Origin of the sequence: Pseudomonas sp. P1.31, from assembly GCF_001269815.1 — a bacterium.
Classification (GTDB): Bacteria; Pseudomonadota; Gammaproteobacteria; order Pseudomonadales; family Pseudomonadaceae; genus Aquipseudomonas; species Aquipseudomonas rustica.
Map to the genome: position 1 here is coordinate 105384 of NZ_LHVN01000036.1, position 20228 is coordinate 125611.

21 protein-coding genes are annotated in these 20228 nt (G+C 59.1%); 11 read left to right on the plus strand and 10 right to left on the minus strand.

Annotated features, from left to right (window positions below):
* The first annotated feature begins 49 nt into the window (after positions 1–49).
* Positions 50–754 carry a FadR/GntR family transcriptional regulator gene (locus tag AD669_RS23190; protein WP_053124015.1) on the plus strand — a complete coding sequence of 235 codons (705 nt, stop codon included), beginning with the start codon at positions 50–52 and terminating at the stop codon, positions 752–754.
* Between the two features lie 19 nt (positions 755–773).
* Entirely contained in the window at positions 774–1484 is a 711-nt protein-coding gene (locus AD669_RS23195) for a GntR family transcriptional regulator (protein WP_053124017.1), read from the plus strand.
* Positions 1485–1585: 101 nt separating this feature from the next.
* On the opposite strand, the gene yjiA is transcribed toward AD669_RS23195, so the two are convergent.
* From yjiA to AD669_RS23210, 3 genes are all read right to left on the minus strand, one after another.
* Entirely contained in the window at positions 1586–2557 is a 972-nt protein-coding gene (gene yjiA, locus AD669_RS23200) for a GTPase (protein ID WP_053124020.1), read from the minus strand.
* 124 nt (positions 2558–2681) lie between these two features.
* Positions 2682–2879 carry a YbdD/YjiX family protein gene (locus AD669_RS23205; protein ID WP_003228401.1) on the minus strand — a complete coding sequence of 66 codons (198 nt, stop codon included), beginning with the start codon at positions 2877–2879 and terminating at the stop codon, positions 2682–2684.
* A 15-nt stretch (positions 2880–2894) separates the two neighbouring features.
* On the minus strand, positions 2895–4961 hold the full coding sequence (locus AD669_RS23210) for a carbon starvation CstA family protein (protein WP_053124022.1): 2067 nt from the start codon (positions 4959–4961) through the stop codon (positions 2895–2897).
* 160 nt (positions 4962–5121) lie between these two features.
* Between AD669_RS23210 and AD669_RS23215 the strand changes: the two genes are divergently transcribed.
* Complete coding sequence (locus AD669_RS23215; RefSeq protein WP_053124024.1) at positions 5122–5490, plus strand: PilZ domain-containing protein; 369 nt, start codon at positions 5122–5124, stop codon at positions 5488–5490.
* A 101-nt stretch (positions 5491–5591) separates the two neighbouring features.
* Here the strand turns inward: AD669_RS23215 and radA are convergent, their stop codons facing one another.
* Positions 5592–6959 carry a DNA repair protein RadA gene (radA, locus tag AD669_RS23220; protein ID WP_053124219.1) on the minus strand — a complete coding sequence of 456 codons (1368 nt, stop codon included), beginning with the start codon at positions 6957–6959 and terminating at the stop codon, positions 5592–5594.
* 286 nt (positions 6960–7245) lie between these two features.
* Here radA and mscL point away from each other — a divergent pair, with 286 nt between their 5' ends.
* Positions 7246–7662 carry a large-conductance mechanosensitive channel protein MscL gene (gene mscL, locus AD669_RS23225; protein ID WP_053124026.1) on the plus strand — a complete coding sequence of 139 codons (417 nt, stop codon included), beginning with the start codon at positions 7246–7248 and terminating at the stop codon, positions 7660–7662.
* A gap of 43 nt (positions 7663–7705) precedes the next feature.
* Here mscL and AD669_RS23230 read toward each other — a convergent pair whose 3' ends face one another.
* Positions 7706–8482, minus strand: coding sequence for a ferredoxin--NADP reductase (locus AD669_RS23230; RefSeq protein ID WP_053124031.1), 777 nt, complete (start codon positions 8480–8482; stop codon positions 7706–7708).
* A 320-nt stretch (positions 8483–8802) separates the two neighbouring features.
* Between AD669_RS23230 and AD669_RS23235 the strand changes: the two genes are divergently transcribed.
* Both AD669_RS23235 and AD669_RS23240 read left to right on the plus strand, forming a co-directional pair.
* Positions 8803–9513 (plus strand): LuxR family transcriptional regulator, encoded by a 711-nt coding sequence (locus AD669_RS23235; protein ID WP_053124034.1) that lies wholly within the window; start codon positions 8803–8805, stop codon positions 9511–9513.
* A gap of 175 nt (positions 9514–9688) precedes the next feature.
* The gene (locus AD669_RS23240) at positions 9689–10813 is read left to right on the plus strand and encodes a class I SAM-dependent methyltransferase (protein ID WP_053124035.1); all 1125 of its coding nucleotides are present in this window, start codon (positions 9689–9691) and stop codon (positions 10811–10813) included.
* 79 nt (positions 10814–10892) lie between these two features.
* Here the strand turns inward: AD669_RS23240 and AD669_RS28285 are convergent, their stop codons facing one another.
* From AD669_RS28285 to AD669_RS23250, 3 genes are all read right to left on the minus strand, one after another.
* Positions 10893–11060, minus strand: a complete 168-nt coding sequence (locus tag AD669_RS28285; protein ID WP_082341490.1) for a DUF2474 domain-containing protein — start codon at positions 11058–11060, stop codon at positions 10893–10895.
* Positions 11061–11136: 76 nt separating this feature from the next.
* The gene (gene cydB / locus AD669_RS23245; protein ID WP_053124037.1) at positions 11137–12144 is read right to left on the minus strand and encodes a cytochrome d ubiquinol oxidase subunit II; all 1008 of its coding nucleotides are present in this window, start codon (positions 12142–12144) and stop codon (positions 11137–11139) included.
* Between the two features lie 3 nt (positions 12145–12147).
* Entirely contained in the window at positions 12148–13593 is a 1446-nt protein-coding gene (locus AD669_RS23250) for a cytochrome ubiquinol oxidase subunit I (protein ID WP_053124039.1), read from the minus strand.
* A 602-nt stretch (positions 13594–14195) separates the two neighbouring features.
* Here AD669_RS23250 and AD669_RS23255 point away from each other — a divergent pair.
* Together AD669_RS23255 and AD669_RS23260 are read left to right on the plus strand one after the other, a co-directional pair.
* Positions 14196–15434: an MFS transporter gene (locus AD669_RS23255; RefSeq protein WP_053124041.1), complete on the plus strand. Its 1239-nt coding sequence runs from the start codon at positions 14196–14198 to the stop codon at positions 15432–15434.
* A gap of 136 nt (positions 15435–15570) precedes the next feature.
* Positions 15571–15858, plus strand: coding sequence for a HigA family addiction module antitoxin (locus tag AD669_RS23260; protein WP_053124043.1), 288 nt, complete (start codon positions 15571–15573; stop codon positions 15856–15858).
* 5 nt (positions 15859–15863) lie between these two features.
* Here AD669_RS23260 and AD669_RS23265 read toward each other — a convergent pair whose 3' ends face one another.
* Both AD669_RS23265 and AD669_RS23270 read right to left on the minus strand, forming a co-directional pair.
* Complete coding sequence (locus AD669_RS23265; protein WP_053124046.1) at positions 15864–16415, minus strand: DJ-1 family glyoxalase III; 552 nt, start codon at positions 16413–16415, stop codon at positions 15864–15866.
* 66 nt (positions 16416–16481) lie between these two features.
* Complete coding sequence (locus AD669_RS23270; RefSeq protein WP_256218938.1) at positions 16482–16886, minus strand: DUF4879 domain-containing protein; 405 nt, start codon at positions 16884–16886, stop codon at positions 16482–16484.
* 260 nt (positions 16887–17146) lie between these two features.
* Here AD669_RS23270 and AD669_RS23275 point away from each other — a divergent pair, with 260 nt between their 5' ends.
* The 3 genes from AD669_RS23275 (at position 17147) to aroQ (ending at position 20228) form a co-directional block, all read left to right on the plus strand.
* Positions 17147–18442 (plus strand): NCS2 family permease, encoded by a 1296-nt coding sequence (locus AD669_RS23275; protein WP_053124049.1) that lies wholly within the window; start codon positions 17147–17149, stop codon positions 18440–18442.
* Positions 18439–19518, plus strand: a complete 1080-nt coding sequence (trmA, locus tag AD669_RS23280) for a tRNA (uridine(54)-C5)-methyltransferase TrmA (protein ID WP_053124052.1) — start codon at positions 18439–18441, stop codon at positions 19516–19518. Before AD669_RS23275 ends, trmA begins: the two co-directional genes overlap by 4 nt.
* Before the next feature lie 269 nt (positions 19519–19787).
* Positions 19788–20228 carry a type II 3-dehydroquinate dehydratase gene (gene aroQ, locus AD669_RS23285; protein WP_008084592.1) on the plus strand — a complete coding sequence of 147 codons (441 nt, stop codon included), beginning with the start codon at positions 19788–19790 and terminating at the stop codon, positions 20226–20228.

The following is a 20228-nucleotide window of genomic DNA, read 5'->3' on the forward strand; positions in this document are numbered from 1 at the left end:
TTGATCTTGAGTTTGCGGCGCTGCCCCACAGGCAAATGGAGCGAGACCCTTGATAACCACATCAACCGTAGTCAACTCAGTCGTCGAAAAACTCCGCGCAGCCCTCGCCCGTGGCCAATGGCGCTCGGGCGACATGCTGCCGGGCCAGCGCGAACTCGCCGAACAACTGGGCATCAGCCGCCCGAGCCTGCGTGAAGCGGTGATCGTTCTGGAAACCCTCGGCCTCGTCCGTTCGATGCCGGGCAAAGGCGTGGTCGTCCTCGATGCACAACTCAGCGACAGCCAAAGCCACGACAGCGCGGTCGCCGGTGCCAGCCTCGAAGATGTGCTGCAACTGCGCTACACCCTTGAGCCATTCATAGTCGGTCTGGTGGCGCAGTCGATCAGCAGCAAGGAAGTCGGCCAATTGCGCCTGACCTTGATGGACATGCGCGAAGCCCTTGAGGCCGGCGACAGTGAAGCCGGCGTCAGCGCTTACATCGCCTTCCACGAAGAGCTGTTCACCCTGACGTCAAACCCGATTTTCCAGAGCGTGGTGCAGCAAACCAGCAATGCCCTCAAGCAAAGCGCCGAAGTGTTGCGCAACTCCCCGGAACATCTGGCCGAACGCCTCGAAGAAAACGAAGCCGTGGTACGCGCGATCCGCAGCAAGAACAGCGCGCAGGCCAGCGCGGAAATGCGTCGACACATTCTGCAAGAAGGTCAGCGCATGGGCATTGAGCTGAATATTCCGGATGACAACCTGAGTCGCTGATTCCTACAGGAGACAGGCCATGAACAGTTTCGCTTCAGCGTCGCACACTCGCGAGAGCACGACGCCCCTGCCCTTCTCTCGTTTGCGCGCGCCGGCGGAGGATCTTTACCCGCGACTGTTCGATGCGATTCTGGAACAGCGCCTTGATGCGGACAGCCGTTTCACCGAAGACAGTTTGAAAGACATGTTCGGCGTCACTCGCGCGGACGTGCGGCGGGTGCTGACGCAACTGAGCCATGAGCAAGTTGTTGTGCTGCGCGCCAATCATCGTCCGCGTGTGGCGGCGCCGGATCGCGAGCAAACGCGGCAGACCTTGCATGCGCGGCGATTGGCCGAGAACACGTTGGTGCGGCTGGCGTGTCAGCGTCCGCAGGCTGAGGGTTTGAAACGCTTGCGTGGGTTGATCGAGCGTGAGCGGCTGGCGGTTGAGCAGGATCGGCGCGGGGCGGCGATTCGCTTGTCGGGGGAGTTTCATCTGACGTTGGCGAGGATGGCGGGGAATGTGCCGTTGGCGCATTTTTTGGGCAGTCTGGTACCGCTTACTTCGTTGGCGATTGCGCGGTGTGAGGGTTCTGCGCACAGCTGTTGCGCTTGGCGGGAGCATTTGGCGCTGGTTGAGGCGGTTGAATGTGGGGATGCTTCCAGGGCCGGGATGTTGATGAATCGGCATTTGGATCATCTTGAGCAGACACTATTGGGTTCAGACCTTGAAAATTCTGTTGCCGGGTAGATTGCCATCGCGGGCAAGCCTTGCTCCTACAAAGTCATACCCATAACTCTGTAGGAGCAAGGCTTGCCCGCGATGGCGTCAGCCCTGACCCAGAAGATCCATCAGGCAGAAACGACTTTGGCAAACCCCGCCCGAATCTTCTCTTCCGGCAAATCATCAGCAATAAACACGATCACGCTGTCCCGCGCCTCACCCTCGGCCCATTCGGTGTCCCAGTCGAAACCATAGAGTTTCAACACGCCCTGAAACACCAAGCGACGATCCTCGCCAGCAATGCTCAGCACACCTTTGTAACGCAGCAATTGCTTGCCGTGCTCTTCCAGCAATTCATTCATGAACTCGCTGAGCTGATCGATATCCAGCGGTTGATCGGTGCGCAGCACCAGGCTGGAAATACGATCGATCGACGGCGCCTTACTCACCGGACGCAAACTCAAGCCGCCGCCCAGATCGGCGTTGAGGTTGAAGCCGCGTACATCGAGCAGCTCAGCCAGATCGATGTTGCCGTGATCAACCACACGAATCGGCGCGCGACGGTTGATTCGCGTCAGGCGTTCGCTCAACGCGGTGAACGTGGCCTCGTCGACTAGGTCGGTCTTGCTCACCAGCAAGCGGTCGGCAAAACCGATCTGCGCCTGGGCGATGGTCTGGCTCAGATGCACGTCCGCGTGTGCGGCATCGACCAGGGTGATGATGCCGTCGAGCAGGTAACGCTCGCGCAATTCCTCGTCGATGAAAAAGGTCTGGGCGACTGGCGCTGGATCGGCCAGGCCGGTGCATTCGATGACCAGACGATCGAAGGCAATTTCGCCGCTGTCCAGACGCTCGAGCAGCAGGTACAGCGCTTTGGTCAGGTCGGTGTGAATGGTGCAGCAGACGCAGCCGTTGGCCAGGGTCATGACTTGCACCGGTTCGTCGCCGAGCAACTGAGTGTCGATGCCGGCGTCGCTGAATTCGTTTTCGATCACGGCGATTTTCAGGCCGTGCTCGGCTTTCAGAATGTGGCGCAGCAAGGTGGTCTTGCCGGCACCGAGGAAACCGCTGAGTACCGTGACCGGGATTGGGGCTGACAAATTAAATCTCCCTCACGCAAAAAAACTGTAGGAGCCTGGCTTGCCAGCGAAGGCGTCATCAAGATCGCCTTCGCCAGCAAGCTGTGCTCCTACAGTGCTTGTGTTGCCTTAACCATCATGTGCCTCAACAGCACTTCGGCCCACCCTTGCCACCGTAACGGGCTTCCTGACGTTCGCGGAAGAACATCTCGTAGCTCATCACCGGTTTGTCCGGGTGTTTGGTTTGCATATGCTCGACGTAGGTGTCGTAGTCGGGCATGCCGACCATCAGGCGCGCGGCCTGACCGAGGTATTTACCGAGGCGACTCAGGTCATTGAACATGCTGCAATCCTCTGGTTACGCATCCGGCAGAGCCTGGAATGGCGATTCTTTATCCGTACGCTCTTTTTCGCCCCAGGCGGCGATGCCGACTTTGAGCGCATAGAACAGGATGCTGAAGACCACGAACAGGAACAGCGCGGTGAGCGTTGCGTTGGTGTAAGCGTTGAAGATCACGTGCTGCATCTGCTCGACGCTTTTCGCCGGGGCCAGAATCTGACCACTGGCCAGCGCGTCGCTGTACTTCTTGGCCAGCGACAGGAAGCCGATTGCCGGGTTGGCATCGAACAGCTTGATGAAGCCCGCCGTCGTGGTGCAAATCAACAGCCAAGTGGCTGGCAGCAGGGTGACCCAAATGTAGCGCTGACGCTTCATTTTGATCAGCACCACGGTGCCGAGCATCAGCGCGATACCGGCCAGCATCTGGTTGGAGATACCGAACAGTGGCCACAAGGTGTTGATGCCGCCCAGTGGATCGACCACGCCCTGATACAGCAACCAGCCCCACATCGCCACACAGCCGGCGGTGGCGATCAGGTTGGCCGTCCACGATTCAGTGCGTTTCAGCGCTGGCACGAAGGAGCCGAGCAAATCCTGCAGCATGAAACGTCCGGCACGAGTACCGGCGTCGACAGCGGTCAGGATAAACAGCGCTTCAAACAGGATCGCGAAGTGGTACCAGAACGCCATGGTGTTTTCACCCGGCAGGACACTGTGCAGGATCTGCGCGATACCGACCGCCAGGGTCGGCGCACCACCGGCACGGGCGAGAATGGTGGTTTCGCCAATGTCATGCGCCACGGCTTGCAGCGCTTCCGGCGTGATCGCAAAGCCCCAGCTGGAGACCACTTGCGCAACCGAAGCGACATCACTGCCGACCACAGCGGCCGGGCTGTTCATGGCGAAGTACACGCCAGGCTCGATCACCGAAGCGGCAACCATGGCCATGATCGCGACGAACGATTCCATCAGCATGCCGCCGTAACCGATGTAACGGGCGTTGGTTTCGTTATCCAGCAGCTTCGGCGTGGTGCCCGAAGAAATCAGTGCGTGGAAACCCGATACCGCACCGCAAGCGATGGTGATGAACAGGAACGGGAACAGACCGCCCTTCCACACCGGACCGGTGCCGTCGACGAACTGGGTCAGCGCCGGCATTTTCAGCTCGGGCATGGTCACCAGAATGCCGATCGCCAGGGCGATGATGGTACCGATTTTGAGGAACGTGGAGAGGTAATCACGCGGTGCCAGAATCAGCCACACCGGCAGCGATGCCGCGACGAAACCGTAACCGACCAGCATCCAGGTAATCTGCACGCCGGTGAAGGTGAAGGCCTTTGCCCACACTGGATCAGCAGCAATCTGCCCGCCCAGCCAGATCGAACCGAGCAGCAGCAACACGCCGACCACGGAGATTTCGCCGATGCGGCCCGGGCGGATGTAGCGCATATAAATGCCCATGAACATCGCGATCGGGATGGTCGCCATCACCGTGAAGATGCCCCACGGGCTCTCGGCCAGTGCTTTCACCACGATCAGCGCCAGCACCGCGAGGATGATGATCATGATCAGGAAGCAGCCGAACAGTGCGATGGTGCCGGGAATCCGGCCCATTTCTTCACGCACCATGTCGCCCAGGGAACGGCCGTTGCGACGGGTCGACATGAACAGAACCATAAAGTCCTGCACCGCGCCCGCCAGCACCACACCGGCAATCAGCCACAGCGTGCCGGGCAGATAACCCATCTGCGCCGCCAATACCGGACCAACCAGCGGCCCCGCGCCAGCGATGGCCGCGAAGTGGTGACCGAAAAGAATGTGTTTGTTGGTCGGCACGTAGTCCAGACCATCGTTGTTGAGCACGGCGGGGGTGGCCCGACGCGGGTCAAGTTGCATCACATTGTTTGCGATGAACAGACTGTAGTAACGGTACGCAACCAGATAAATGGCCACAGCGGCGACCACAATCCACAAGGCATTGATGGCCTCGCCTCGGCGCAATGCCACTACGCCCAGGGCGCACGCTCCTACGATTGCCAGCAATAGCCAGGGTAAGTGGCGTAGCAGGCTATTATTATTTTTCATTTTATTATTCCAGCCAGGGTGGACAAGAAAGACAGCCACCCCGAGTTTAGCGCTTACGGCGCCAAAGGCCATACCCCGACGTTGGTCTGAGTGGCCCGTCTGCGCTGGTACGCTTAGACAATGCGGGTCTATAGTCAGCGAACTTCCGGAGGATTGCGCCATGAGCGAGCACCCAGCCAATCGTCGTCGCTTCAAACGTATTGCGTTCGATGCCAGAACCGAGCTGAGTCAGGGCGAGTACATCTGGCCGGTCAAGCTGATAGACCTGTCGCTTAAAGGCTTGCTGATCGAGCGGCCAGAGCCTTGGCTGGGGGATGCCGAGAAGGATTTCTTCGTCGACATTCATCTGAGCGATGAGATTGATATCGAGATGGACGTGCAGTTGGCGCACGAAGAGAACGGCCAGCTGGGGTTTGTTTGTCGGCATATCAGTCTGGAGTCGATCCAGCGGTTGCGGCGCTTGATCGAGCTGAACCTGGCCGATCCGCAGGAGTTGGAGCGCGAGTTGGGTGCGTTGATCGAAATCTGATGGTTGCCCCTGTAGGAGCTGCCGGAGGCTGCGATCTTTTGATCTTGAAAACCAAAATCAAAAGATCGCAGCCTTCGGCAGCTCCTACAGGGATTCTCTGGTTATTCGAAGAGTGCCTCGAGCGCCTGTTCGAGGCGCGTTACGGCGATGATCTGCAAACCCGGCGGGGACTCTTTTGGCGCATTGCCTTTGGGCACGATGGCGCGCTTGAAGCCATGCTTCGCGGCTTCCTTCAAGCGCTCCTGGCCACTGGGCACAGGACGCACTTCGCCAGACAACCCAACCTCTCCAAACACCAACAAATCATGCGGCAACGGCCGATTGCGCAAACTCGACATCACCGCCGCCATCAACGCCAGGTCAGATGCAGTCTCCAGCACCTTCACCCCGCCGACCACGTTGAGAAACACGTCCTGATCGTGCGTGGGAATCCCGCCATGGCGATGCAACACGGCCAACAACATCGCCAAGCGGTTCTGATCCAGCCCCAACGTTACCCGTCGCGGGTTGGCCAGATGACTGTCATCGACCAGCGCCTGCACTTCCACCAGCATCGGCCGGGTGCCTTCCCACGTTGCCATCACCACACTGCCTGGGACTTCTTCCTGCGCCCGTGTGAGAAAAATCGCCGAAGGGTTGGAGACTTCTTTCAAACCCTTGTCCGTCATGCCGAACACGCCCAGTTCGTTGACGGCGCCAAAACGGTTTTTCACCGCGCGCAGCAAACGCAAACGACCATCGGACTCACCTTCGAAATACAGCACGGTGTCGACCATGTGTTCGAGAACACGCGGGCCGGCCAGCGCGCCTTCCTTGGTGACGTGGCCGACAAGGAAAATCGCCGTGCCGCTCTGTTTGGCATAACGCACCAGCAGTGCCGCACTCTCACGCACCTGGGACACGCCACCGGGCGCCGATTGCAGTTGTTCGGTGAAGATCGTCTGGATCGAATCGATCACCATCACCTTGGGCTTTTCCTGGCGGGCGGTGGCGATGATGGTTTCGATGCAGGTTTCAGTCATCACCCGCAGTTGATCCTGCGGCAAGCCGAGACGACGGGCGCGCATGGCCACCTGCTGCTGGGATTCTTCGCCGGTGACGTAGAGGGCCGGCATGCTCTTGGCGAGGTTGCACAAGGTCTGCAACAGAATCGTCGATTTGCCGATGCCCGGATCGCCGCCGATCAGCACCACCGAGCCGTCGACCAGACCGCCGCCGAGCACGCGATCCAGTTCACTGGATGCCGTGGAAAAACGCGGAATCTCTTCGACGCTGACTTCGGCAAGGGTTTTGATCTGTGCCTGCTGGCCGGTCCAACCGGTGCGACCGCTTGGCGCCGTGGCACCGCCGCTTTCGATCATGGTTTCGGTGAGGGTGTTCCAGGCACCGCATTCGCCACACTGCCCGGCCCACTTGGGAAAGGTTGCGCCGCACTCGGTGCAGCCGTACATGCGCTTGGCCTTGGCCATCAGAACCCCCGGGGCAAAAACCGCGATGATAACGCATACATCGGCATTGTCTTTGACCAAGGCATTTCGCTTGCCTGCGACTGTATCAATATTAAACCTGTACAGAAGTTGTGGACTTTGCACTTGCACGTACAAGTTTCGAGGGCAATTCAATGGCACTTTTCAAACTATTCGGCAAAGAGCGTGTCGATAAAAAATGTGCATTGTAAGAAGGTGTTTCGCGCAGGACGCGTTTTGCTGATTTACACTGCGTACACCAATCTCATCTGTAACAAGGAAATAACCTATGGGCGTGCTAAGTGAGTTCAAGGCCTTCGCGGTCAAAGGCAATGTGGTCGACATGGCCGTCGGTATCATCATCGGCGCCGCTTTCGGCAAGATTGTCTCGTCATTTGTCGGTGACGTGATCATGCCGCCGATCGGCCTGCTGATCGGAGGCGTGGACTTCAGTGATTTAGCCGTCACGCTTAAAGCCGCTGATGGCGCCGCCCCTGCGGTGGTGCTTGCCTACGGCAAATTCCTGCAGACCGTTCTGGATTTCATCATCGTCGCTTTCGCGATCTTCATGGGTGTTAAAGCCATCAACCGCCTGAAGCGTGAAGAGGCTGTGGCCCCAACGCTGCCACCGGTTCCGACCAAAGAAGAGGAACTGCTGGGCGAGATCCGCGACCTGCTCAAGGCGCAGAACAGCCGGCCGGAGTAATCCTGCGGGCACAAAAAACGGCGCTTTCGAGGCGCCGTTTTTTTTACCAGTAGTTTTCCACCGCGACCTGACCGGGCCTGCGCGTCAGGCTCAGGCTCATGTGCCGCTGTTTGAGCAACGCGCGGGTGTCGTCGATCATCTGCGGATTGCCGCACAACATGACGCGCGAGTGCTCAGCCGTCAGCTCAACGCCCGCCGCCCGCTCCAGCTCACCGTTTTCGATCAGCGTCGTGATACGCCCATTCAGTGCGCCGGGATGAGATTCACGGGTCACGGTGGGGATAAATTGCAGCTTGTGGGCATGCTCGGCCAGATAGTCACGCTGCGCCAATTCCGCAATCAACTGTTGATACGCCAGTTCGCGGGCCTCGCGCACGCTGTAGACCAGAATGATCCGCTCGAATTTCTCCCAGACTTCGAAGTCCTGCAGGATCGACAAGAACGGCGCCACGCCGGTGCCTGTGGATAACAGCCAGAGGTCGCGACCGTCGACAAAACGATCCAGCGTCAGATAACCAAAGGCCTGACGGTCGACCAGCAAGGTATCGCCCGCTTCAAGCCGGCTCAGTTCACTGGTGAATTCGCCGCCGGGCACCACGATCGAGAAGAATTCGAGAAATTCGTCAAACGGTGAGGACACCATCGAATAAGCACGCCAAACCGTACTGCCGTCAGCCTTGGTGACGCCGAGTCTGGCAAATTGCCCTGCACGAAACCTGAAGCCTGCATCACGAGTGGTACGCAAGGTGAACAGATTCGCGGTCAGCGGCTGCACATCAAGCAGAGTCTGGCGGGTGAATTTTTCTGCGCTGGCGGTCATGTGGCGCTCCATTCGACGATGTTCGTAGTCTCTCGCAAAGCGCCGTACGTTAAAACCGCCAATTTGTAGTGGTATTACGCATCGACTGCCTTAACCACAACAAGTTGTACTAACAGCGGCATTAACTGAATAGGACATTAAGTTAACTAACATGTCGACCTTCATATTAAATTAACAACTTACTAATAACGTTTTATACAAATAATCATCAGCACAAAGAGCAAAAAAATCGCAGCGCGACGTGGGAAACGTCCTACACTCGGTTTCGTGCGCATTGGATCCAACGCACCCTCAAGTAACAAGTACACGGAGCGTTTGTAATGGAAAAGTGGAAGGAGTCGCAGTTAAGGCAACTGACGTTCGCAAAAAACATAGATAGCGCTTACCCGATTCTGCTGAGCTTCGCGGAAAACATCGGCTTTGATTTTTGCGCGATCAACGTGGCCTCTACTTATCGTGAGGCGCACTTCAATACGCTGGAGATCAATAACTTTTCCGACGACTGGAAACAACGCCATGAACAGGAGCCGAGCGATGAGATTGATCCCGTCACCACGCACTGCCACGGTTCAATGTTGCCCTTCGTATGGAGCAAGACTGCCTACGACAAAGCCCCAAAGCGCTGGCGCGCCCTGCAACACGAAGGACTGCGGCACGGCTGGTCGCAATCATTTCATCGCGAAGAGTTTGGTGTCTGTAGCACCCTCAGCCTGGCCAGAAGCGATGGGCCGGTCAATTCGATTGAGCTTTACGAGCATTTTGGCTGCCTGTTTTACATCACCAGTCACATGACGGATTTGTTCGCTCAATCGTTGCCCAAGCCCGCCCTGGCCCGACAACCGCATTTGTCGCCGCGCGAACTGGAAGTGGTGCAATTGTCCGCCCAAGGCAAAACGGCGTATGAAATCTCGAAGATTCTCAGCCTCAGCGAGCGAACCGTGAATTATCACGTCCAGCACCTGATCGAGAAATTCAAGGTGTGCAACAAGATCTCTGCGGTCATTGCCGCCGCCCGGGCCGGGTATATCTAAACGGCCGGCCTCGCACAAACAGAAAACGTGCGGGTAATTGAATAGAAAAAAACGTACCATTTGTGGCCTTCCTGAGTGTTAACGCCATCTACCCGCGTTGCAGTCCACTCGGTCGGTTCCGCCGCACAATGCCAGGGCTGCGGGACATCCCTCGATTACCCTGAGTCCCCGCCCCATGCCTTTGCTCGATACACCTTTCGCCCAACTCGACTTGATTCGCCAGCCCGAACAGCAGAACGAACCGCTGCAAGCTTTCGATGCCGCCGACGAATACCTGCTCAATCATCTCGCCGCGCAACAGCCTGCGGCGAGCACGCGGGTGCTGGTGCTCAATGACAGCTTCGGCGCGTTAGCAGCCAGTTTGCTGGGCAAGGTTGAAGTGAGCAGCAGCGGCGACTCGTTTCTGGGTTTTCAGGGACTGGAAAAGAATTTGCTGCGCAACGGTCAGGCCTTCGATGCCATTCGGCCGATTCCGGCGAGTGAGCCATTGGTCGGGCCGTTCGATCGCGTGTTGATCCGTGTACCGAAGACACTCGCGCTACTCGAAGAACAATTGATTCGCCTGCAAGGGCAACTCGCTCCCGGCGCCGAAGTCATCGCAGCGGCGATGGTCAAACATTTGCCACGCGCTGCCGGTGATCTGCTGGAGCGCTACATCGGCCCGGTGCAAGCATCGCTCGCCGTGAAAAAGGCGCGACTGTTGATCGCCACGCCGGAAGCGAAAGCCCCGGCTATTTCGCCCTACCCGAGCCGTTACAGCCTCGACGAACCGGCCATCGAACTGCTCAACCACGCCAACGTGTTCTGCCGTGAAGGCCTGGACATCGGCACTCGCGCCTTCCTGCCGCACCTGCCGAAAAACCTCGGCAGCGCACGCGTCGCCGACCTCGGATGTGGCAACGGCGTGTTGGCGATTGCCAGTGCGCTGCACAACCCTGACGCGCAGTACACGCTGGTCGATGAATCGTTCATGGCCGTGCAATCGGCCGCTGAAAACTGGCGCGCGGCGCTGGGTGATCGTGAAGTGATTGTTCGCGCTGGCGACGGTCTGGCTGGGCAAGAGCCGCAATCACTGGACGTGGTGCTGTGCAATCCGCCATTCCATCAGCAGCAAGTGGTCGGCGACTTCCTCGCCTGGCGCATGTTTCAGCAGGCGCGTGAGGCGCTGGTGGTGGGCGGCGCGTTGTACATCGTCGGCAACCGACACTTGGGTTATCACAGCAAACTGGCGCGGCTGTTCCGGGGTGTCGAGCAAGTCGCGGCGACGCCGAAGTTCGTGATTCTCAAAGCCCGAAAATAATCTTCAGGGCAAAAAAAACCCTCCATGCGGAGGGTTACAAAACCGTACCCGAAGGCGCCGGGACGGGGATGATTCAGATTCAGTGCGTGGTCAGGCCTGCCGCGTTCATGAACATGCGCATCAGGCTGGCGGCGATGAACAACACGCCAACACTGCCGGCCCAGATCAGGGCCAGCCAGCCGAGCCGCTGCCACAGCGGTTTTTTTTCGGCTTGTTCAATGTCGTGCAGGGAATGTTTGCCGGGCATTGTTTCGATCCTCAGTTAGATCGATGGCGTCGCTGCCGACGCCATCGCGAGCAGGCTCGCTCCCACAGGGTTTCGCTTAGTGGTAGCCGTCTTCGTGGGTGACCTTGCCGCGGAACACGTAGTAGCTCCAGAAGGTGTAACCCAGAATGAACGGGATGATGAACAGCGTCCCCACCAGCATGAAGCCCTGACTCTGCGGCGGCGATGCAGCGTCCCAGATCGAGATCGACGGCGGCACAATGTTCGGCCACAGGCTGATGCCCAAGCCGCTGTAGCCGAGGAAGATCAGCACCAGCGTCAGCAGGAACGGCGTGTAGTGGGCGTTACGCGCCACTGCACGAATCAACCCGTACAGGGTGACCAACACCAGAATCGGCACCGGCATGAACCAGACCAGATTCGGCATGCTGAACCAGCGCGTGGCGATTTCCGGGTGGGCCAGCGGTGTCCACAGACTGACGACACCGATCACCGCCAGCAGCACAAATGCCAGTGGCCGCGCCAGATTGTGCATCTGCTCTTGCAGCTTGCCTTCGGTCTTCATGATCAACCAGGTGCAGCCGAGCAAGGCGTACGCCACCACCAGTGCCGCGCCGCAGAACAGCGTGAATGGTGTCAGCCAGTCGAGTGAACCGCCGGCGTATTGCCGATTGACCACCGGCAAGCCGTCAATGAACGCACCGAGCGCCACGCCCTGAAAGAACGTCGCCGCCACCGAACCGCCGATGAACGCCTTGTCCCACAAGTGACGTTTGTCGTCCTTGGCCTTGAAGCGAAATTCAAACGCCACACCGCGAAAGATCAAGCCGATCAGCATGAAGATCAGCGGCAGATACAGCGCCGACAACACCACCGAATACGCCAGCGGAAACGCACCAAACAACGCCGCGCCGCCCAATACCAGCCAAGTTTCGTTACCGTCCCAGACCGGGGCGACGGTGTTCATCATTACGTCACGGTCGACTTTGCCGGGGATGAACGGGAAGAGAATCCCGATGCCCAGGTCGAAGCCGTCCATGACCACGTACATCATGATGCCGAAGATGATGATCACGGCCCAGATCAGCGGAAGATCAATACCCATGAGTCAAATCTCCTTGGTCAGGCGAACGTCGTCGCCGTGATCGGCATCGGACGAATCGTCGGCAGCGGACAACGGACGGGCCGGTGTACGTTTTTTGCCAGGGCCACCGTCCGGCGTATCTGTGCCTTCGCTGATCTTCGGCCCTTTGCGCACCAGGCGCATCATGTAGCCGAGACCGGCACCGAACAGCGCGAAATACACCACGACAAACATGATCAGCGTGATGCTCATCTGCATAAAGCTGTGGTTGGAAGACGCGTCCGCCGTGCGCATCAGCCCGTAGACCACCCACGGCTGACGGCCGATTTCAGTGGTGAACCAGCCCGCCAGAATCGCGATCAGACCGGACGGCCCCATCCACAACGCCAGGTACAGGAACGGACGCGAGGTGTAGAGCGTGTCGCGTTTACGCAGCCACAGACTCCACAGACCGGTGAAGATCATCAGGAAACCGAGGCCGACCATGATCCGGAACGACCAGAACACGATGGTCGAATTCGGCCGGTCTTCCGGTGGGAATTCCTTGAGCGCCGGCACTTGTTTGTCCAGCGAGTGCGTGAGGATCAGGCTGCCGAGGTACGGAATCTCGACGGCGAACTTGGTGCGCTCTTCTTTCATGTCCGGCCAGCCGAACAGGATCAGCGGCGTGGCTTCGTCGCCCTTGTTTTCCCAGTGGCCCTCGATTGCGGCGATTTTCGCCGGCTGATGCTTGAGGGTATTGAGGCCATGGAAGTCGCCGATGACTGCTTGGATCGGCGCGACGATCAACGCCATCCACATTGCCATCGAGAGCATGGTGCGGATCGCCGGGTTGTCCTTGCCGCGCAGCAAATGCCAGGCCGCCGAGGAACCGACGAAAAACGCTGTGGCCACAAACGCCGCAGTCGCCATGTGCATCAAGCGGTACGGGAACGACGGGTTAAAAATGATCGCAAACCAATCGGTCGGAATCACCTGACCGTTGATGATCTCAAAGCCTTGCGGGGTCTGCATCCAGCTGTTGGAGGCGAGAATCCAGAAGGTCGAAATCAGCGTGCCGATGGCCACCATCACCGTGGAGAAGAAGTGCAATCCGCGCCCGACCTTGTTCCAGCCGAACAGCATGACCCCGAGGAAACCGGCCTCAAGGAAGAATGCCGTGAGCACTTCATAGGTCAGCAACGGCCCGGTGACGGCACCGGCGAAGTCCGAGAAACGGCTCCAGTTGGTGCCGAACTGGTAGGCCATGACCAACCCCGAGACCACGCCCATGCCGAAGTTGACGGCAAAGATCTTCGACCAGAAATGGTAGAGGTCACGGTACGTGTCGTTATGGGTTTTCAGCCACAGGCCTTCGAGAACGGCGAGGTAACTCGCCAGACCGATGGTGATGGCCGGGAACAGGATGTGGAACGAGATGGTGAACGCGAATTGAATTCGGGCGAGATCTAGTGCCTCTAAACCGAACATATGGCTTCCTCTGTCAGGTAATACCGGCGGCGGGGCTTGTGGCCCCTTGCACTACTGCCCCCACGGATATGGAGTGCGGCGAATTCGGATTCGTTCTTTTTGAAACCATCGCAACGCAGGGAGTCTGGCCAACTGGCCGTCTGATCAATTCCGTTTGGGGTCTTGATCTGGATCAAGCAACGTTGAAAGAGTAGTCCCATTTTTGCCGATGAACCGCGTGGTCGTTTGCCGCGTGACAAGTTGCCTCATAACTGCGGCAAAACTTTGCAACAAATCCACAGAACGCTGGCAGGGAGGAAAACAGTACAGATCCCCAGGCCTGCACAAACCTCTGTGGTGAGGGGATTTATCCCCGACCGGCTGCGCAGCAGTCGCCACACCCGGCAACACGGTTTATCTGAAAAAGCATGTCTGAATGGATTTGGGGCCGCTTCGCAGCCCATCGGGGCGGTGCGACGTTTCGCTAAATCCCCTCGCCACACAAGCAAATCTGCACCGCAAAAAAAATCGATGTCTGGCTAACTAAATTTTTTGTCATAGCAACTTCCTGTTACAGACTGGTGATAACCTCGCGGTTCCCCTCGAACCAGACCTGCCCTCAGATGCCCAGCCAAGAGCCGTTGCTGTTACGTCACCATCGTCCCTTTCTCGCGTTCTGGATGGCGCGGATTTTCACTGCCAGCGGTTTTCAGATGCTCACCGTGGCGATTGGCTGGAACCTCTATCAACTGACCGGCAACGTCCTCGACCTGGGTTTGGTCGGTCTGGTCGAATTCGCCCCGCGCGTGCTGTTCATGCTGCACACCGGGCATGTCGCCGACCGCTATGACCGACGCAAAGTCGCAGCGATCTGCCAGTCGTTGCAGGCCATGATCGCCCTCGCGCTGGCCATTGGTAGCGCCACCGATCACGTCACCCGCGAGATGATCTTCATCCTCGCCTTCCTGCTCGGTGCGGCGCGCTCCTTCGAGATGCCGACCACTCAGGCATTGCTGCCGAGCATCGTGCCCAGCGCCCTGTTCCCCCGAGCCGTCGCGGCAGCGCAATCGGCGCAACAGTCAGCGACCATCGTCGCCCCGGCCCTTGGCGGTTTGCTCTACGCGTTCGGCAGCGTCTGGGTGTATGGCCCGACCGTGCTGCTCTACGTGATCGCCTGCACGCTGATGCTCAACCTGCCCGCACGGCAAACACCGTTGAATAAAGGCAAAGCCACACTGGATTCGTTGCTGGCGGGGATCCGCTTCATTCGCAGCCGCCCGGATATTCTCGGGGCGATTTCGCTGGATCTGTTTGCGGTACTGCTCGGCGGTGCGACGGCGCTGCTGCCGGTGTTCGCCAAGGACATTCTGCTGACCGGCCCGTGGGGTCTGGGCCTGCTGCGTTCGGCGCCAGCGGTCGGTGCGCTGGGGATGTCACTGTTCCTCGCACGATTTGCCGTGGAACGTAACGTCGGTCGGGTGATGTTCACTGCGGTCGGCATCTTCGGCGTCGCGACCATCGCCTTCGGCCTGTCGACCTCGTTCTGGTTCTCGCTGGCAGTGCTGGTGGTACTCGGCGCGGCAGACATGATCAGCATGGTCATCCGCGCCTCCTTCGTGCAACTGGAAACCCCGGACGAAATGCGTGGCCGCGTCAGCGCGGTCAACGGCCTGTTCATCGGCGCTTCCAATCAGCTGGGCGAATTCGAATCCGGCGTCACCGCCCACTGGTTCGGCACCGTGCCCGCCGTGGTCATGGGCGGGATCGGCACGCTGGTGGTGACGGGGACGTGGATCAAGTTGTTTCCGACGCTGGCGAATCGGGACCGGATGCATGTGCCGGTGGAAGAGAAGAAGGTTTGAGTTCATCGGCAAAATCGGCAGGCCAAACACACATCAGATGAAAATGTGCGGTACATAGATACCGCACTGAGTGTAATGTATCGCCTTACACTCGCCCCATGATCAAATCCTTTCAGCACAAATAGCAAGCAGGCTCATGCCCATACACAACCCACCACACCCCGGCGAAACACTGTTGAGGGATGTTCTGCCCGAGTTGGGCATCAGTGTTACCGAACTGGCACGGCATCTGGGTTTTGCGCGCCCACATCTTTCCCGTGTATTGCACGGTCATGCGCCGATCAGCCCGGATCTGGCTGTACGCCTGGAGCGTGCGGGCATTGGTAAGGCTCGCGTTTGGCTGGGTGTTCAAACTGATTACGATCTGTGGCAAGCAGAACATCGCGAGCAGCCGCCAATTCAACCGATCGCTGCACACGTCTGATCGACTCAGACCAACAACTCCCCCGCCACTTTCGCCCTGAGCGCCTTGCCCCCCAGTTGTTCAACCAGCGCCAAGGCAAACTCCAGCACCGCACCAGAGCCCTGCGCGGTGATGCAGTTGCCGTCGACCACTACCGGTTGATCAACAAACGTACAGCCCGACAGTTGATGACTGGCGCTGGGCAAGCAGGTCATGCGGCGTTGGCGCAGCACGCCAGCAGCTTGCAGGGCGACGGCCGGGGATTCGGCGATGGCGGCGAACAGGCGTCCTGCGCTGGATTGATCCTTAAGTATTTGTTGCAGAGGTTGGTGTGCGGCCAAGTGTTGGGCACCGACGGCGCCGCCGGGTAAAGCGATCAGGTCGAAGGTTTGCGCCAGCACATCGACGAGCATGGCGTCGGCGGTCAGGCGGGTGCCGCGCGCGCAGGTGAGCATGCGTCGGCCTTCGATGCTGGCCGCGACGACTTCGATGCCGGCACGGCGTAGCACGTCGATGAGGGTCACGCTTTGCAGATCATCGATGCCCTCGGCGAGGGTAATCAGGGCTCTAAAGGTCATAGGCTGTGTCCGCTGGGTGATCCTTTAAGCGTAGTCAGCTTCGCCTGGATCGCGCAGCGCCAGCCGTTACTTGATGTAAAGCTGCGTTGAAACCTTGTTGCCCGGCGCGTTAATAGAAGTGTTGCTGTAGGTGAACGTGCCTTCCTGCTTGCCATCCAGATCAAAGATGTACAGCGTGCCGACGACCTTCGACGCGGCGCCGGTGCATTGCGTGAGGTTGCCGTTGCCGTAGGCGCAGACCTGGGTTTTCATTCCGTCCAGTTCGAAACCGTCCAGCGCGGCATTGGGAACTCGGCCGTAACCCATTTCCAGCACATACACCTTGATGTTGGCACCGCCGTGGTCGCAGGCCGTCTTGTCCTGCCCATCAGAAATATTTTCGATGCCGCAGGCCGCCGACTGCACCTTGAGCACCTGCACACTGGTCAACGGTGGCGCCGATGCCGCCATAACGGCTGGCACACCGGCCATAAACGTGCAAAACAGCCCCAACGATCGAACGAAATTGCGCTTGACGCCCATCATGACCCTCCCCCCAAAACAGGCGCGCAGTATGGCTCACTTCGCCTGACTGCAAAACATCGCCGACGATCGCAGCCAATCCCCCATGCTGCTGGTATGATGCGCGGCTTTTTCCGGCCCATCACAATTTCTCAGGCGCTTGCGACGGTCTGTGCTTTGCTGTTGAGGTCGATACATTCACGGCGCTACGCGCGCCACGGGGAGCAGACATGCTGGAAAGGCTGTTTCAACTCAAGGCACACAACACCAACGTGCGCACCGAGATTCTGGCGGGCATCACGACTTTCTTGGCCATGGCCTACATTCTGTTCGTCAACCCGAGCATTCTCGGCGAGACCGGCATGGACAAGGGTGCGGTGTTCGTCGCCACCTGTCTGGCCGCCGCGATCGGTTCGACGGTCATGGGCCTGATCGCCAACTACCCGATCGCCCTCGCGCCGGGCATGGGCCTGAACGCCTTCTTCACCTACACCGTTGTTCTGCACATGGGCCACACGTGGCAAGTGGCGCTGGGCGCGGTATTCATTTCGGCGGTGCTGTTCTTCCTGCTGTCGATCTTCCGCATCCGTGAATGGATCATCAACAGCATCCCGCTGCCGCTGCGTTCGGCGATTGCCGCCGGTATCGGCCTGTTCCTGGCGCTGATCGCCCTGCACAACGCCGGCATCGTGGTCAGCAACCCGGCGACCATGGTCGGCCTCGGTGACCTGAAACAACCGGCACCGATTCTCGCCACCCTCGGCTTCGCCTTGATCGTTGCCCTCGAAGCGCTGAAAGTGCGCGGTGCGGTGCTGATCGGCATTCTCGCGGTGACCATCACCTCCATCGTGATGGGTTTCACCCCGTTCGGCGGCGTGACGTCGATGCCACCTTCGCTGGCGCCGACCTTCCTGCAACTGGACATCAAAGGCGCACTGGACATCGGTCTGGTCAGCGTGATTTTCGCCTTCCTGTTCGTCGACCTGTTCGACAACTCCGGCACCCTGATCGGCGTCGCCAAGCGCGCCGGCCTGATGGGCAAGGACGGCCACATGCCGAAAATGGGTCGCGCACTGATCGCCGACAGCACCGCGGCCATGGCCGGTTCGCTGCTGGGTACGTCGACCACCACAAGCTACATCGAATCCGCGGCTGGCGTCAGTGCTGGCGGCCGTACCGGTTTGACCGCCATCGTCGTGGCGATTCTGTTCCTGCTGGCGCTGTTCTTCTCGCCACTGGCAGCCAGCGTTCCGGCGTTCGCCACTGCACCGGCACTGCTGTTCGTCGCCGTGTTGATGACTTCGGGCCTGGCGGAAATAGACTGGGACGACATCACCGTCGCCGCGCCGGTTGTGGTGACCGCGCTGGCCATGCCGTTCACTTACTCGATCGCCAACGGCATCGCCTTCGGTTTCATCTCCTGGACGGTGATCAAGTTGCTGTCCGGTCGCGCCCGTGAGCTGAACCCGGCGCTGGTGATTCTGTCGATTCTGTTCGTGATCAAGTTGGGTTGGTTCAACGCATGACATTTGATTCCCAGGCTTACGCCGAGCAACTCGAAGCCAAGGTCACGCGCTTGCGTGACCTGCTGACGCCGTTCGATGCCCCCGAGCCGACCGTGTTCGACTCGCCGCTGCAGAACTTCCGTCTGCGCGCCGAATTCCGCCTGTGGCGCGAGGGCGGCGATCGGCATTACGCGATGTTCGCTCAGGACGACAAACGCACGCCGATCCTCATCGAAGAGTTCCCGATCGCCAGCCTGCGCATCAATCAGTTGATGCCGCAGCTGAAAGCGGCGTGGCAGGCCAGTTCGGCGCTGAGCCACAAGTTGTTTCAGGTCGAGTTTCTGACCACGCTGTCCGGCGACGCGATGATCACCCTGTGCTATCACCGTCCGCTGGACGAGCACTGGCACGCGGCGGCGACCAAACTGGCGGCGGATCTCGGCGTCAGCATCATCGGTCGCTCGAAAGGCAAACGCGAAGTGCTCGGCCTCGATTACGTGGTCGAGAAACTCGAAGTCGGCGGTCGCACCTTCAGCTATCGCCAACCGGAAGGGGCGTTCACCCAGCCGAACGGCACCGTGAACCAGAAGATGCTCAACTGGGCATACGAAGCGCTCGGTGATCGCATTGACGACTTGCTGGAGTTGTACTGCGGCAACGGCAACTTCACCCTGCCGCTCGCCACCCGCGTGCGCAAAGTGCTGGCCACCGAAATCAGCAAGACCTCGGTCAACGCGGCACTGAGCAACCTCAGCGAAAACGCTGTGGATAACGTCACCCTGGTGCGTTTGTCCGCCGAAGAACTGACCGAAGCGCTCAACGAAGTGCGCCCGTTCCGTCGCCTGCAAGGCATCGACCTGAAGAGCTACGAGTTCGGCAGCGTCTTCGTCGACCCGCCACGCGCCGGCATGGATCCGGACACCTGCGAACTGACCCGGCGTTTCGACAACATTCTGTATATCTCCTGCAACCCGGAAACCCTGGCGGCGAACATCGCCCAGTTGCACGACACGCACCGCATCACCCAGTGCGCGTTGTTCGACCAGTTCCCGTGGACGCACCACATGGAATCGGGTGTGTTGCTGACCCGGCGTTGATTGCGGGATAGCTGTTACGAGGAAGCCGTCTTGATTGACGGCTTTTTTGTGGGTACTCGAAAAGATCGCAGCCTTCGGCAGCTCCTACAGGGAAATGCATTCCTACGTAGGAGCTGCCGAAGGCTGCGATCTTTTGATCTGTGCGATCACCGAACATAAAACGCCACGTGCATTTTTGTTCAATTGACCATGGTAACCATCTAGTACATTTTATCTCCACAGGCCGAAAGTCTGGCCAAAGCCAAAAACAATAAGTGGAGTTACCCCTCATGCCCCCTATCGTTCTGGTGCTCAACGGCCCGAACCTGAACCTGCTTGGCACCCGCGAGCCGGCGACTTATGGTCACGAAACCCTGGCGGATATTTCGGCACTGTGCGGTCGCGCGGCTGAAGAATTCGGCCTGGCCGTGGAATTTCGCCAGACCAATCACGAAGGCGAATTGCTCGACTGGATTCACGCGGCGCGCGGTCGTTGCGCCGGGATCGTGATCAACCCGGCAGCGTGGACGCACACGTCGGTGGCGATACGCGATGCGCTGGTGGCCAGTGAATTGCCGGTGATTGAAGTGCATCTGTCCAACGTCCACGCCCGCGAACCGTTTCGTCATCACTCGTTTGTCTCGGCAATTGCCACGGCGGTGATGGCCGGGTTTGGCAGTCATGGCTATCGCCTGGCGCTGGAACATTTCAGTCAGCGGCTGAAGGGGTGA